This window comes from Paenibacillus sp. FSL M7-0656 (assembly GCF_038003225.1).
In the GTDB taxonomy this organism is placed as follows: domain Bacteria; phylum Bacillota; class Bacilli; order Paenibacillales; family Paenibacillaceae; genus Paenibacillus; species Paenibacillus amylolyticus.
In genome coordinates, this window is sequence record NZ_JBBOOT010000001.1 from 6,148,202 (window position 1) to 6,163,881 (window position 15,680).

At 48.2% G+C, this 15,680-nt stretch carries 8 protein-coding genes; 3 read left to right on the forward strand and 5 right to left on the reverse strand.

Annotated elements, in window-relative coordinates:
- The first annotated feature begins 358 nt into the window (after nucleotides 1–358).
- Nucleotides 359–1,651, forward strand: coding sequence for a group II intron reverse transcriptase/maturase (ltrA, locus tag MHI01_RS26980; protein ID WP_036669585.1), 1,293 nt, complete (start codon nucleotides 359–361; stop codon nucleotides 1,649–1,651).
- Nucleotides 1,652–1,928: 277 nt separating this feature from the next.
- On the opposite strand, the gene MHI01_RS26985 is transcribed toward ltrA, so the two are convergent.
- Nucleotides 1,929–3,101, reverse strand: coding sequence for an aminotransferase class I/II-fold pyridoxal phosphate-dependent enzyme (locus tag MHI01_RS26985; RefSeq protein ID WP_340984555.1), 1,173 nt, complete (start codon nucleotides 3,099–3,101; stop codon nucleotides 1,929–1,931).
- 94 nt (nucleotides 3,102–3,195) lie between these two features.
- Nucleotides 3,196–5,271 (reverse strand): methyl-accepting chemotaxis protein, encoded by a 2,076-nt coding sequence (locus MHI01_RS26990; RefSeq protein WP_340984556.1) that lies wholly within the window; start codon nucleotides 5,269–5,271, stop codon nucleotides 3,196–3,198.
- A 257-nt stretch (nucleotides 5,272–5,528) separates the two neighbouring features.
- Here MHI01_RS26990 and MHI01_RS26995 point away from each other — a divergent pair, with 257 nt between their 5' ends.
- Entirely contained in the window at nucleotides 5,529–6,557 is a 1,029-nt protein-coding gene (locus tag MHI01_RS26995; RefSeq protein ID WP_340984557.1) for a hypothetical protein, read from the forward strand.
- A 79-nt stretch (nucleotides 6,558–6,636) separates the two neighbouring features.
- Here the strand turns inward: MHI01_RS26995 and MHI01_RS27000 are convergent, their stop codons facing one another.
- A complete protein-coding gene (locus MHI01_RS27000; RefSeq protein ID WP_036617480.1) occupies nucleotides 6,637–7,356 on the reverse strand; it encodes an SDR family oxidoreductase in 720 nt (239 codons plus the stop codon).
- A gap of 174 nt (nucleotides 7,357–7,530) precedes the next feature.
- Complete coding sequence (locus tag MHI01_RS27005; RefSeq protein ID WP_340984558.1) at nucleotides 7,531–12,501, reverse strand: discoidin domain-containing protein; 4,971 nt, start codon at nucleotides 12,499–12,501, stop codon at nucleotides 7,531–7,533.
- A 439-nt stretch (nucleotides 12,502–12,940) separates the two neighbouring features.
- Here MHI01_RS27005 and MHI01_RS27010 point away from each other — a divergent pair, with 439 nt between their 5' ends.
- On the forward strand, nucleotides 12,941–13,477 hold the full coding sequence (locus tag MHI01_RS27010) for an NAD(P)H-dependent oxidoreductase (RefSeq protein WP_036617635.1): 537 nt from the start codon (nucleotides 12,941–12,943) through the stop codon (nucleotides 13,475–13,477).
- A gap of 115 nt (nucleotides 13,478–13,592) precedes the next feature.
- On the opposite strand, the gene MHI01_RS27015 is transcribed toward MHI01_RS27010, so the two are convergent.
- On the reverse strand, nucleotides 13,593–15,656 hold the full coding sequence (locus MHI01_RS27015; protein ID WP_340984559.1) for a beta-xylosidase family glycoside hydrolase: 2,064 nt from the start codon (nucleotides 15,654–15,656) through the stop codon (nucleotides 13,593–13,595).
- Nucleotides 15,657–15,680: the final 24 nt, after the last annotated feature.

Below are 15,680 nucleotides of genomic sequence, written 5' to 3' on the forward strand. Positions count from 1 at the left end.
AATCCTGCCGCGTCGTCAAAAAGGCCCTGCAAGGGGGAAAAGAAGGTGCCGAGTCTCGGTCATATAGATGAAGGCCAAGGAAGCTGTGCAGAACTTGGAACAACAGTGAAGAACCTTCCGGCGTAAAGGGAGCGGCATGGCTTGAAAGATCATGCAGTGAACTGGGGAGACCCTCCCCCACACGGATTTTTTTTTTAGGAATTCGTAAAGAGATGCTCTATAAGTCCAAAAGACGAAGTGAAACGTCTGTGGGAAGGGAGTCCGAGGGGCTCATAGTACCGAAGAACCCAAGGACAACATAACCTTGGGGAGGGAAGGAGCCCTGCTTTGTTTATGCTTTTGGAGGAGGTACGAGTGAGTGAATGCCAATCGGCTAACAACACCAAAGGAAAAAGTTCAACAACTCCAAGAAAAGCTAGGTCATGTGGCCAAGGAGAACAGCAAGCGTAAATTCCATGCCTTGTACGACAAAGTCTACCGGGGAGATGTTTTGTGCGAAGCCTGGAGACGAGTGAAAGCGAACAAGGGAGCAGCAGGAGTAGATGCCATGACGCTGGCAGATGTGGAGGAACAAGGAGAAATGAACTTCCTTAAGGACTGCGAACGAGCGTTGAAAGAAGGCAACTACCATCCGCAGCCTGTACGGCGGCACTATATCCCCAAGAAAGATGGGAAGCAAAGGCCGCTGGGCATACCCACCGTGCGCGACCGAGTCATACAGATGGCAACGAAACTGGTAATTGAACCCATCTTTGAAGTGGATTTTGAGGACGTATCCTTCGGATTTCGCCCAAAACGAAGTGCGAAAGGAGCGCTGGAACGAATTCGGAAAGCCTGCAACCGCAAAGGGAATTGGGTAGTCGACGTCGATATCCAAGGTTACTTCGATAACATTAATCAAGAGAAGCTTATGAAATTGGTGCAGATGCGCATCAACGACAGGCGGATACTGAAATTAATACGGAAGTGGCTTCAGGCGGGAGTGATGGAAGAAGGAAACGTAAGGCGCTCCGATTTAGGAACGCCGCAAGGTGGTGTGATCTCACCGCTTCTGGCGAATATCTATCTGAACTATTTTGACCGACTATGGGAGAAACATGGAAGAGGTCTGGGAGAACTGACAAGGTATGCAGACGACTTTGTAGTCATCTGTAAAACCAAAAAGGACGCCGAGCATGCGTATGAACACATAGGCAAAATTATGGAACGTCTGGAGCTAACCCTGCACCCGACCAAAACTCGCATTGTAGGTCTATGGACAGGAAACGAGGGATTCGACTTCTTAGGAATGCACCACCGAAAAACGAAAGCAGAAACGTCGCAAGGGAAGGTATATTACACCACACAGCAATGGCTAACCAAAAAGGCGGAAGAACGAATTCGTGGAGTCATTAAAGAGCGATTATCCCCACCGAGTATGCGATCTAGATCGTTTGCGGAACATGTGAAATGGCTCAATCCGAAAATTCAAGGGTGGAGAAACTATTACTACACGAGTTACAGCCAAAAGAGACTAGCTAAGCTGGATTGGTATATGTTGCAACGGTTAACACGGTGGTACGCGAAGAAGAGACAACGCAGAAAATGGATGGGTTCAATAGCTGAGGTTAAGTACATCGCCAGTCAATATGAATTAAAAACGCTATTGTAATCTGCATGCCCATGAATGACAAACATCGGAAAGCCGTATGAGGGAAAACCTCACGTACGGTTTGATGAGGAGAGGCTGGGTTTTGCCCAGCCTTTTACTCTAGTTGGCACCATTCAGCCGCAATCTTAAATCACCCAATGAATGTCTACTCCCGCACCAAATGACAAAATCCCCTCACGTCTACAAGAAGTAGAGACCACGTTATCAAACGTGAAACTCTTACTCCCTTTGGACCTTGAGGGGATTTTGGCTTGAGCACATTCCAATCGTACTCCCGTTAGCTGGATTTCAGAATCCCGCTGTCATCGACGGATTGTACCGCTTGTTGCAATATTTCATTATCCTGAACAAGCGCGAATCGAACGTAACCTTCGCCTGAAGGACCAAAGGCACTGCCTGGGGTTGCGATGACTCCTGCATGTGTAACCAGATCCATGGCAAATTGCTCCGAGCTGTCGTAGTGCGCCGGAATCCGGCTCCATACGAACATCGTTGCTTCAGGTTTGGCAATTGGCCAACCCAGACTGCTGAAGCCTTCACATAGGATGTCTCTGCGCTGTTCATAAATAGCTCTGACCCGTTCAACCTCGGATTGATCTCCGGTAATGGCGGCAATTGCTGCTTTTTGGATCGGTAGGAACATCCCGTAATCCATATTGGATTTTAGCTTTTTCAGCATGGAGACCATGGTTGTATTGCCCACACAGAAGCCGATTCGCGCTCCTGCCAGTCCGTACGTTTTTGACAGGGAATTGAATTCCACACCGACGTCCATGGCGCCAGGGAATGCGAGGAAGCTTCCACATGACATTCCGTCAAATACGAGCTCGCTGTACGCATTATCGTGAAGCACGATAATATCATACTTCTTGGCAAAGGCAATCAGGTCGAGATAGAACTGATCCGGTGCCATCGCAGTTGTTGGATTGTTAGGATAGGAGACCAGCATGAATTTTGCTCGATGAGCGATATCTTCCGGTATATCCTGAAGCTGAATAACATACCCGTTTTCTTCTTTTTGCGGCATATAATACAGTTCTGCACCTGCTAGTAACGGTCCATCCGCAAAGACGGGATAGCAGGGGTCAGGGACCAGCACCAGATCACCTTCATCGACAATGGAGAGGGATATATGTGCCAGCCCTTCCTGTGAACCGAGCAAGGAACAGATCTGTGTTGCCGGGTCTAACTCGACCTGATAGCGTTGCTTGTACCAATCGCTTGTAGCTTGCAGCAACTCACTCTGATCATTCACAGCATATATATAATTAGCCGGATCAGCAGCGGCCTCGCATAGTGCAGTTATAATATGCTGCGCAGGTGGGATATTCGGCGTACCCACACTGAGATCAATAACGGGCTGACCGTTCTCCAGTCTGCGGCGTTTGATCTCCAGCAACCGGGTGAATATTCCTTCGTTGAAATGATCCATTCGTTTGGCAAAGTTCATGATGATGATTCAGCCTCCAATCCTCTTCGTACGCATATTCATTAATAATAAATGGACAGCGACAAAAAGAGAAGAGCAGGGGAAAGCTTGCGGATCATGACTTTACTTTAAACTGACTTAGTTCGTCTTGCAGTTTGCCAGATAGCTGGTTCAACTGTTTCGACAGATCCGCTACCTGTTCGATACTATCCAGCTGATCCTGCGTGCTGGCGCTTACTTCTTCCGTCGATGCCGAGTTCTCCTCTGTGGTGGATGAGATAATCTCCAGTGCCTGGAATATCTCATCTTTGTGTTTGTGTACATTGGCGGTATTAGTGGTAATCTGCATCATACGTTGCTGTAGATCTTTCAGGTCTTTGTTAATACTGAAGAAAACATGTTTGGTATCTTCTACGGATTTGGCATTCTCCTCCGCAATCTTCATACCGCGCATGGTATGTTCAACAGACAGGGTTGTTTTCTCTTCAATAACATTCACCTTTTTGTTGATTTCCTCTGTTGCCTGAGCCGTCTGTTCTGCAAGTTTGCGGACCTCTTCGGCAACGACGGCAAATCCTCTTCCATGTTCGCCAGCACGTGCAGCCTCAATGGAGGCATTCAGGGCGAGCAGGTTCGTTTGAGAGGCAATCTGTTTGACTGTATCCACAAAACTGGATATTTCATTCCGACTCAGGTCAATCTCCTGGATAATAGAGGACATTGCTTGGGTGGACAGGTGGTTTTCCTCGGACCATTTCGATAATTGTTCCACGACCGCAAGTCCTTGGCTGCTTTGATCAGCAGATGTCTGCACGACCGTTCCCATAGCCTGCGCATCGGTAGCAATTTCATCAATTTGGCTGGATAATGAGCCTGTTTTGCGTAAGATATTTTCCGTTTCGATGGACTGATAATTCGTAGCATTGGCAATCTCGTTGATGGCTGTTGATGTGTCATTCATGGTCACAGCCGTTCGTGAGGAGATGGCTTGCAGATCATTCGACGACTGGTTCAGGATTTGCGCCGAGCTGCCGACCATTTGCAGCATGCCCTGAATTTTCTGCACCATGGAATTCAAGCCTGTGGCGATCTGTCCAATTTCATTATTAGATTTGATATCCAGTTGGACAGTCAGGTCACCTTGTTCAATCTGTTTAATCTTGGCCAGCAGCTGTGGTATGGAGCGTAACAGACGGCGAAGGGTAATGTAACAGATAATCACAAGCAGAAGGGTGGCTGCAGCAAAACCGCCAAGCGTAATCCACGTGAATGTTTTTAATTCCGCGAGAACTTCTTCTTCGGATATGGTCAGACCAACGGACCATCCCGTATCTTTGCTGGTAGCGAAGCCGATATATCGACGTTCCCCATTGTCGTTCATAAGTTGTACGCCGTTTTCACCGGCAAGCATTTTCTTGCCGATGTCTCCCATGTCCCCCGTACTGTTCAGGATGTTCTCCTTCAATACCTTCTCTTGATCCGGATGGTACAGAATTTCCCCGCTCTTGGATAGCAACATAGAATAACCTGTGCTTCCAAGGGAATAACTCTCCATAATCGCCGGGATATCCTTGAATGCAATATCCGCTGCGGCAAAGCCGATCGTGGTGTTGTTTTCGTCTTTGATCGGATAGAAGATACCCATGAGTACATCGCCTGCTGCAATATCAATGTACGGATCGGAGAAATAAAGTCCGTCTGCGTCAGTAACCGGCTTGTAGTATGGACGTGACTGGATATCAAAGTCCGGCGCAGATACGACACCATCATTTTGAATCCAAAAGCCTTTTCCATCCAGACCCGCGACCCAGGCATCTGCAAACGAAGGCTCTGCTTTAACAATAGCGGCGAGTGTCGCCTGTGTTTCCGCAGCGTAGGTTGAACTTTTCGCATCCGCAGCAGATGCTGTTGTTTCTATGTATTGCTGAAATAATGTGTTGGTGGACATTTGCTTGACCAGTGCGCCCTTTTCCTTGAATAGTGCATCAAATTCACTAACAATGGCTTGTGTCTTGGTCTGGAGCATGGATTCCTGCTGTTTCACCAGAATGTTTCGTGTGCTTGCAAACATAAATGTTCCCAGCACGGCAAAGACAACTACGATAATGATCAGCAGCACAATGGACAACGTATTTGCCATACTAGATGTCCGTGCTCCCGTTTTCCCCCACTTGTTCAACATGTTCGACATATTCCATCTCCCCAGATGATTAATAAAAAGCTCAAAACGCCTAAGTTATATGTCGGCTTAATCTATAGTTTTATGTAGATTTCTGTCGAATAATCCTGAAAGCGACGGAAAGGAAAGGTATGAGTATGAGCAGGCTGAAAGGGGAGGGATTAAAAAAGAGGAAAGGAATGAAAAAACGGGATCGGTAGTGGTTCATCCAGGCGATCTTGTTTATAATGGAATGAATTGGAACTATGGATGGAAAAGGGGGATTATCTGTGAGTGAGTTATGGCATGCTTCAATACAGGGGGTTCCATGGAATGCCGAAAAGATGCACCAGGCGGTGCATCTGTTGCGTCGCAGAGCAACGGTTCATTTTCGCGTTGACGCGGATACATACGAGGACCTTGCCGAGCTCGATGCCAAAGTATTTTCTGCCCGGCCGGATCTGATTCTACACATATCACATATGGACCCTAAAGGGGTATATTCATCCGGATTTTTTGGGCGACTGGCACAGTTGAAACATGTGTCTGCCTTGCAGCTTGATCTTTCGCAGGCTCAGGATTTGACGATACTGGGTGCGATGGAGCAACTGCAGTTTCTAAGATTGAATTCACCTGCAAAGGCAACCGTGCTCGATTTTATTAAACACTACAAACGATTGACCTTTCTTGAACTGCGTGGCAAATTCAACGGATTTGCTTCCATTGCGGCATGTCTCCAACTGCATACGCTCATTCTGAACTGCACGATCGAAAGTGCTGATGTGTTAGCGGAACTGCCTATGCTTCAGTATCTATCCCTGGATCACTGTGAGTTAAAAGGGGGACTGGATGTATTGACACAGTCGACCATCTCGATGTTGAAGCTCAGCTCTGTTCGCAAACTGACGAGTATTCAGGGACTCGAACAGATGCGCGGGCTGGAATATCTGCATCTGTCCTTGCCCAAGCTGGAGCAGTTATGCGACTTTTCCCTTCTGACCTCTCTCAGACAGCTCGAACTGGACTATATGAAATCGTTGCGGGATACGACACATCTATGGACAGCCCGTGCTTTGGAGTCTATTGAACTGAAAGAGATTAATACGGCGCTCAAGGCGGATTCGTTTGCTGGACTGACCGGGCTGGAGCATTTGCGCCAAATCGATTTTCGTTTCATTGATGTTAACAAAGGACGAATTGCAGCTATGCGTGATCACCTGGACAAGGCCGGAAAATCCCATTTGTTATATGAAAATATCCCTGAGCATGAACGCCTGAATTCCGCAGGTATTGCGCACTTATCGCATGTATTAATGTAAACGGGCTTCTGTCCAGCGTGTGTATACAGAGCGCACTCCGGTGAACGGACCGATTGAGGCGTGTAGATGTCATTGCTATCTAGGTGTTCGTATCCGTTAATGCGGGCATGTTGATCTCTTTCACGCAGGCCGCTTTGGACAAGCTGATGATACATCGAACGATGGAGACCATATCTTGCAGGGGAATGCGGGTCCCATCATACTCGGCCAGTGCACGTTCCATCCCGTCTTCATACGGAATTTCTGCCGCCAGTTCTCCCGGGTTGATGCATGTCACCGCGATGCGGTCATTTCTCGTATGTTCTCTTAGAGCTTCCGTAATACCCCGTATGGCAAATTTGGAGGCGACAAAAGAAACCTGGCTGCTGCCTGCATTGCTCAAACCGGCTGTTGAACCAATCAGGATGATCTTGCCTGCTTCAGACTGGCGGAGCTGAGGCAGTAAAGCCTGTATACATACAATTGTAGAAGTCACATTCACATGGATCAGCTGACTGATATCTGCGGGTTCATCCTTATCAAACGTGTAGTGCTCTTCAAATCCTTCCTTTTCCCAGATCCCCACGTTATAAATAAGCACATCCAACGTCTCGCCTTGAAGTTGGCTGGCAACTTGCTCTGCGGCCTGAAGCTCGGAAAGATCAGCCTGAATCCATATTCGCTCGACGCCATCCTCCACGGACAGACTTTCCGGCTTGCTGCGGGAGACCACCCAGACCTTATCACCGGATTGTGGCACACCTCTGACAAATGCATCGCCCAATCCCTTGCTTGCACCAAAGACAATTATATTTTTCAAATAAAGCCCTCCTTATCGATTAGAAATTAATAATATTTACATTAATCTATATCTTACTATAAAGGTGATATATGGAACATGAAGTTTACATGAGGTATGCTTCATCCTTATCAAGAAAAACCACCCCTGCCCCGCAAGGACGGGAGAGAGATGGTTGGAGAGATCATGATAACATTAATGGTAAAGTTTTAACTCGGCGATGGACCACCACCACTCGGGAGTGTCCGCGGTCAAGGCAATTTTGATGTATCGCGCCGTTTGTTTGGAGAACGTATGTGAGATGACAGGTCCTGTTCCCAGTGCTTCCGTAACCCCTTCCCAACGTTCGCCATCATCAGAAGTGAAAAACTGGAAGCTGCGAGCATAATCGTTGCTGCTGCTGCCTGAGTCCATTGTCAAGCGGCTGAAGCTCTGCTTGCTTCCCAGATCAATCTGGACCCATTGATTGGCATGTTGACCAGATGAAGAGGTCCAGCGTGAATTCAGATCGTCGTCGAGCATCGCCGCAACATCTTCAGAGGTGGAGGCAGTCGCTGTCCATGATGTTCGATCCAGTTCAGCAGGTAACAGATGATCCTGTTCCCCGGATATCCAAGGTGTCTGATCAGCGGTATAGACCTCTAATTCAGCCACGGACCACCAATGAGAATCGGTACCCGTCTGTACGACCTTAATATAACGTGCCTCATGCGGTGTAAAAGCGATAGAAAGTAGCGCATCTGATCCTTCACCCGAAGCCAAGGATTTTCCCCAATGCTCTCCATCCAGAGAAGTATATATTTCATAACCGCGAGCAAAGTCTTCCCGGCTGTGCGCGCTGTCGAGCACAATCCGATTCACTGGCTGCGAGGCTCCCATATCAAGCTGAATCCATTCGCCACCTGTTTGAGTCTGACCGGAGGTCCAGCGTGTTTGGTCCGAGCCGTCGAGTATAGCCGCTGCATCGTCTCCGGAGGAAGCTGTCACGGACCAGCCATCTGGCAGTAGCCTCTTTTGTTTGCCCGTTCCATTATGATGAACAAACAACTCGGAGATCGACCACCATTGATCGGAATCCCCGATCTGTACCATTTTCACATAACGTGCCTGCTGTTCAGGGAAAGTGATGGACATGCGTCCAGGCGTGCCTTCGCCGCCCGCAATGGATGTGCCCCAGTGTTCACCGTCATCCGAGACATAAATCCGATACTGTCTCGGATAGTCTTCTTTCGCATGGCCCGGGTCCAATTCTATGGCATCGAAAAAACTCTTTTGGCCGAGGTCAATGGTAATCCATTGTCCTTTGGTTTGCTTCCTACCGTTTGTCCATAGTGTATCTGAACTTCCGTCCAGCATATTGGCTGTAACATCTGCTCCTTGAGTAGAGGAGGCGGTTACGATCCATGAAGAGCGATCTGGAGGCGGTACGGGCTGTGGGAGCTCTGGTGTTGCTTCAAGTTTGCCAAATCGGGCAAGCTTGAGTTCAGAGATCGACCACCAGCTGTCTGCAGAGGAGGTCAATACAATTTTGACATAACGAGCGGTTTGCATGCCCAAATCCACGGACAGACTTGGAGACGTTCCTGCTCCCTCTGTGATAGGCTCGCTCCAGTTCTCGTTATCTTTGGATACGTAGATTTCGTACCCGTGAGCATAATCACCGCCGTTGTTGCCGGAGTTCATGAATACCGTATCCATAAACTGTTCGCCACCCAGATCGATATGCAACCAATCGCCGGGCTTCTGAATCTGTCCGGATGACCAGCGTGTAGTCAGATCACCGTCCACCATGCGCTCTACCGGCTCCGAACTGGAGGATGCCGTAATGGTCCATTGGCTCCGATCGAGATAGACTACACCCTGAGAGGCATCCGGCTGTTTAACGACGGAATGTTCCAGCGGGTTAACCTTTACTTGCGCTTTGGCATACACGGTAGCCGAACCCAAAGCGCCATGGGCATTGTAGAAATGAACGGTTTTGACAGTGTCGGACGGATTCCAGATTTGCGCTGTATAGACGCCGTCCTTTTCATACACGGTTGCTGCCGGATCATCTGCCCATATATGCATCGTGCGTGTTCCCGTAGAAGCCATGCTGTGCATGAACCAGTACGCGTTAAAGACTTCATTTTGCTGCATCTCACTCGTATTCCATTTGGCTAGAGCACCTTGCGGGTCTCCAATGGACTGGAATGGCCAGATAATATGCTGCCATGTGCGCTCCTGCTGACCACCCAGGTCCTTAATGAGACCATTGTAGAGAGCCTTAGTATTCTGCGGATCACGTCCATAATAGGTCATCCATTCCGCTGGCGGCAGCCAGTGAATACCGTAAATATGCTCCGCCTCATTAGAGAAGTACGTTCCATACAGGTAGGCGCTGCCGTACACATGACCTACCGTAGCGTGTTGGTAATCCTCCAGCCAGTTATCCCCGTCATAGTTAAACCAGTATTGCTCGGCAGCTTTCTCTTCGGTCATGAAGCCCCAGATCCCGGTGTCGCGATAGGCTTTGTTGCCTGTCACCTCACCCCACATATATTGGCCGACCCAACTAAAGAGCGCTTCTCCTGCGGCCTCCTGGTTATTCCCGCTGCGATTATCGGCGTAACCACCTGCCCAGGAGTGACCAGCGTACGGATCAAAATTGCGAAGCCATGGAAACTGATCATCTGTCTGTGAAGGATTGGCATAGTCCCGAATCAGAAGCTCAACCATGTCGCCGTAATCTTGCAAGAATGTTTTGTCATATGTGGCCAGTACAGCCGATGCAAAAACGTAATAACCGTAGGTGAAATGATGATCTGTCAATCCGGTATTAACACCAAATCCGCTACCGTAAGGGAAGATGGTTCCCCATTCATCCGAATAATAAAAATAATACGAGTGCAAAGGTTCGTCCGGCGAATAGGTATACCAATCTGTCAAAATGGTTCGAAGCAGGGACAGATAGTTTTCTCGTCGTACCGTATCTCCTATCTGGTCGCTGATGAGCACACCCAGCGCAAGCGGATGAAGCTTTTTCCCTTGCCAGTAAGGATCCTCGCTCATCAGATTGCCTGCCGTATCCGCGTCAAGCTGATCCAGATAGCTGATTAATTGTGCACGCGAGTAGGTTGGATCATCTGGCTCCACAAATTGCGGAATAATTCCATAGAATCGATCTTGTGTCGTAAACGTATTGCCTTCACTTACTTTCATCATGCCGCGAATGGAAGGGTAAGCAAGCTCCGTAACCGGAGTAGTCGCTAGTTTCCATTGGTGCGGCAACAAGGCCATCACTGTCTCGGATGAAAAGCCTGCCCGCTTCGTCCGGGTTACCGAGTTGAAGGTAGTCGTTACCAGTGAAGTGCTCTCATTATAATTGTAGTCCACTGTTGTATCGGTTACAAAGGCGTAGGCATGCCGGTAATAATAAGACAGTTCTGCCGCGGACGGCAGGGTAGCCAGTGACAGATAGTCTTCGCTCTGGCCCAGCTTGATTTTGAGCGTATTGCCAAGTTTCATAAATACGGTTCCTTCAGGTGCAAAGATCCCGTAGTTTCTTGTAAAGGTCTGAGGCGTGGGCGCTCTGTCCTGATTGGTTACTTCAACACCGATATGATCGGCCGTCAGCGATTCTCCATCATTCAGAACAATTTCACGGTTCTGATCATCGAAGAGACGTGTGATGTTGGGAGAACGAACAATAATGGTATCCGGGTTATCGAAGGTGTTGTACAGGAAAGGGGAACCTTTCACAAACGTGGTATTCATTTTGGCTGTGTCATCATCGCTCATGATGATCGTTGCGGAATAATCCCCATATCCCGCCACCTTGGTATTTACCTCCGCCGGGTTCATATTGCTGGTGCTCATGATCAGATCCGGTTCACCGTCAGCGTCCATAGAACCGCCATCAGCCGAAACGTAACCAGCTCCGGGATTCAGAAGTTGAAGTCCTTGTTTGGTATATCTACTTTTAAGCGGAAGTGTGACCAGACTGTTGCCATCCCCCAGATCGGATACAAGAATAGACTGCCACCAGTCATTGGAAGGGAGGGGCGCTGTGATGTCAGCCGTGCGATTTTTCGGGTTTTTCGGCTGCAGCATGGTGATGTCATTTACAGCGTAACTCCCGGAACCCACCTTTACCGAGGACGGTTCAGGGATATTCGGAATTGTATGCACAGGTTTGGCATCGCCTTCGATATACTCGTAGACGTCGAATGCGTACAGGGAGTATCCGTTGGTTGTTCCTCTGCCAAGTCCGGCTAATTTCACATACCGTGCTTCGGCGTATACCGGAATCTCATCCCGTCCACCGTCGCTGTGCAGTTCCCGGTATAATGTAGTCCACTGGTCTGCATCATTTGATACTTGAATATCGTATGCACGTCCAAAAGCGTTTTCCCATTGTAGGGATACGTTCCCGATCTCCCGGATTAGTCCAAGGTCTACAACAATCCATTCCTGATCCTTGTAGATGGAAGACCAGCGTGTATCCGGACGGCCATCCGTTACATTCCGTGCTTCGTAATTCCCTTTTTCCATTTTGGCTTTATCCTCGGCTGAACGGCTGGGCTCATCAATTTCTTCCGAAGACGCTGTAACCGGTTGTCCTAGTGCAAGGTTCATTGCTAATGGTTTGGGAGGTGGATTTGCTCCGCCCGTCCCATATACATTGAATTCGTATACAGAGACGCCATAGGCTGGCTGTGCTCTTTGATGACTGAACAAGCGCACATATCGTGCCTCCGCTGTGACCTCAATTTCTGTCAGGCCGCCTTGCCCCTTCGTTGTCGAGTAAACAGACTGCCAGTTGACCTCGTCGTTGGATACTTCCAGATCAAAGACGGAAGCATACGCATTTTCCCACTGGATGGAGATGCCCGAGATGGAGGCCACCGTGCCTAAGTCAACATAGATCCACTGCGGATCTTGCTGCCATATACTTTCCCAGCGGCTGTTTTTGTTGCCGTCAACCACAAGTTCTGCCGTATTGCCGCCCAGAGATGACGAACTGTACACAGGCCGGTTCAGGGATAACAGATGATGTTCCTCATCTGCGGCGTTCACTTTTGAGACCGGCCACAGCGGGATGCTGCTAATCAACAGCAGAACAGATAACAGCAAGTTCATGTAGATGTTGCGTGTTTTTCCTCTTTGACTCGTTCGTACCTTCATATGACTACTCCTTTGTTAGCCCTTGCCATCTCACCAGACAGAGCTTCTCTTCTTCTCTTACTCGCTACCGTATGTATCATTTTGTTTCCCGTGTTGCTTTTGTGAGATGTGAATCCAATGCTCAACACGGGATATTCAGGTGCCCCATTTTGTATATCGATCATTTTGTCTGGAATATAAAGGTTTTTTAATCGTTTTCGTGGAAAAAGAGACATATGTCCTACATAATGTATGGGGAATGTGCAACTGTGAAATCAAGATACGGAATCGTTGTTCTCCAACAAAACGATATCTTCGCCCCGTTGTTGCCTGAGAGCAATATTGTCCCTCCCCCAAGCACACATGACATCCACGATGGTGTTGGCGGTAACGCCATATTCTGTAAGTCCATATTCAATTAAAGAAACCAACACCCTGGATGGGAAGAAAGGAACTTATGATGAAAACACTTGTTATTCTGGCACATCCCGATATCGAAAGTTCAAGAGTCAATCGTCGCTGGAAGGAGGAGTTGTTGCAGCATACAGATGATATTGTTCTTCACGAATTATATTCGGCCTATCCCGATTGGAAGATTGATGTTTGCCGAGAACAAGAGTTGCTGGAGACGCATGATCATATGATGTTGCAGTTCCCGTTATATTGGTACAGTTACCCACCGCTGCTAAAGAAATGGTTTGATGACGTGTTTACCCATGGATGGGCGTACGGATCGAAAGGTAATCGATTGAAGGGAAAGCGGATGGGTCTGGCCATGTCCATAGGGGATAAGCAGGAGAATTATGCGAAAGATGGTTCCATCGGTTACAGCGTAGAGGAACTTGTTGCACCCTTCGTAGCAAGCATGAATCATGTAGGGGTTCAGGCGCTGCCGCATTATGCAGTCTATGGTGCCTCGTTCCAGGCTACGGATGAAGAGATTAACCGAAGTGCTGAAGAATACATGCGTTATATAAAGCAGTTCCGGGATTTTTGAAGTTAAAAGGTGAAGCTCTTCATAGAAAATGTACTGAAAAGGACCTGACTCCACACATGGTGAAGTCCAGGTCCTGATCAATAAACGAAACATTAATAACCGAATAAAACTACATTTATTCTACGCGGAAATAATCAAAATCTGCATATCCTCCGGTAGACTTCGTTGCATAATTGAATAGTGCAAACCGATATCCCATAAAGTGTGGCAGGGTGTAAGACATTTGAAGTGTATTGCCAATGGTTGTCCAGTTGCTACCATTCAGGCTATAAGCAAAGTAGGCTTTGTCGGTTTGGTTCGTAAAATCACAGATGACGCGGAGATAGATTCTGTTCTGGTTGAATGGCACAGTTGCTACTTCAGTCATGGTGCCAGAACTGGCATTAGCCATAACGATAGATTTGGTGCTGCCCGTCATTTTTACGCCGACAAAACCATATTTGGCCTGAAAAGCAGCGAGTCCAGCATAATCACCATCCTTCATGCCGGCTGTATCCAAAGCGGTCATCCCTGTGCTTTTTGGACCAAAGGTTCGTTGTGTCAGCGTGTTGCGGGCTTCTAACAGGTTTTTGCTGATTTTGCCTGCGGTTAACCGCATGAAACCGGGCCGCTGGAGCAGGGACCAGTTGGCAGCATCAGGGTTATGATTCCACTGCCAGAAAGTAGCGAGACTGGATGTACCGGAAGATGAATTGCTCGTCAGGGAGACGTCATCCACATAAAACGCCATCAAATCATTGGCCGGGTCCGGATTCGAGTTATACGGTGTTTCCACAAAAATAAAGCTTTGGGACAGGTCTGCATTCGACGGAACGGTATACGTACCTTGAATGGTACCCCACTGTCCGCGGGTTAACGTCGCACTGCCCATAATGGTAATTCCGGTATAACTTGCACCGTTCTGGATGCTAAGATTGAACGTTTTGGTTGCAGGACCAGTAGTGTATTTGATCTTTGCCGAAAAAGAGTATGTTCCTCCAGGTACCAGCTTGCCTGTAACCATCTGTTTGGCTCCGCCTGCTGTCTGCTGTCTGCCGCTGACGAGCAGGCTTTTTGTACCGCTGAATGCTTCGGCATTTGTTACGGTGATATTCGCCGTATTGTTGCTGGTCCACGGCTGAATGCTGCTTTCCTCAAAGCCGCCGTTCACTAACAGTTGCGTTACTGAGGGTGTGCCTGATGTGGTTGCGTTGAACTCATCGGACCCGTAGATTTTGGCAGCAGGCTGACCTTCAACGGGCATATTCATGTTAAGGGGAACCTTGCCGTTCACCCCAAACACAGGCCAGTTATCAGACCACGTCACAGGAACGAGATAGGGGATGCGTCCAATGGCTCCGCTATCACGAAACAGCAAGCCGTACCAAGCGCCGGATGCGGTATCCACGATGCCTCCTTGGGCGATTCCCGAGTCTCTGAGTACAACTTTACCTGTGTATGGACCTGTCAATGTGTTTGCACGATAGGCAAGCTGAATGCGACCATCACCCGAAGGCCAGGCAATCAGGAATACATAGTACATACCATTGATCTTCTGAATGTGTGCTCCTTCTGCCTTTACAATCATGTTGGAGCCGGCAACACTGCTTGCGTTTGGAATCAGGACCTGATTGAGCCCGCCGGATTTAACGGCTTTGGCATCAGGTGTCAGCTCAACGATACTGATGTTATCACTGCCATGAACAAGAAAGGTTCGATTCCCGTCAAACAAAAGGGAGGGGTCATGGTAATAACTGTTCAATGTGTAAGGTGTCCATGGTCCTGTTTCAATATTGCTGGTTTGGTAAATATACGTCTTGCCCGTGGAAAGCGAGCCAAAGGCCACATAATATATACCGTTGTTGTACCGCAAGCTGCTCGCCCAGGAACCACGCCCATACTCGTTTTGTCCATTGTTCAGATTCTGTATATCCCCGTTTCCAAGCGTATCGTATACATAGTTTACGATGCTCCAGTTGACCAGATCATAAGACTTCATGACCGGGACTCCCGGATTCATATGCATCGTTGTGCTTGTCATATAAAATGCATTGCCTACCCGAATGACGTCACTGTCAGGAACATCCGCGTAAATAACCGGATTGCTGAACGTTGCGGCTGAAGCTGCCGGACTTGTCAAAGGGAATGATGTTATAAGCAAAGGAAGAGCGAGTAGAAGAGCACTGATTTTTTTCCACATATTCTATCCTCCCAATGGATCATG

Excerpts from the sequence above, each read along its gene's own strand:
- MHI01_RS26985 (WP_340984555.1), bottom strand. The coding sequence starts at position 3,101 with ATGAACTTTGCCAAACGAATGGATCATTTCAACGAAGGAATATTCACC.
- MHI01_RS26990 (WP_340984556.1), bottom strand. The coding sequence starts at position 5,271 with ATGTCGAACATGTTGAACAAGTGGGGGAAAACGGGAGCACGGACATCT.
- MHI01_RS27005 (WP_340984558.1), bottom strand. The coding sequence starts at position 12,501 with ATGAAGGTACGAACGAGTCAAAGAGGAAAAACACGCAACATCTACATG.
- MHI01_RS27010 (WP_036617635.1), top strand. The coding sequence starts at position 12,941 with ATGAAAACACTTGTTATTCTGGCACATCCCGATATCGAAAGTTCAAGA.
- MHI01_RS27015 (WP_340984559.1), bottom strand. The coding sequence starts at position 15,656 with ATGTGGAAAAAAATCAGTGCTCTTCTACTCGCTCTTCCTTTGCTTATA.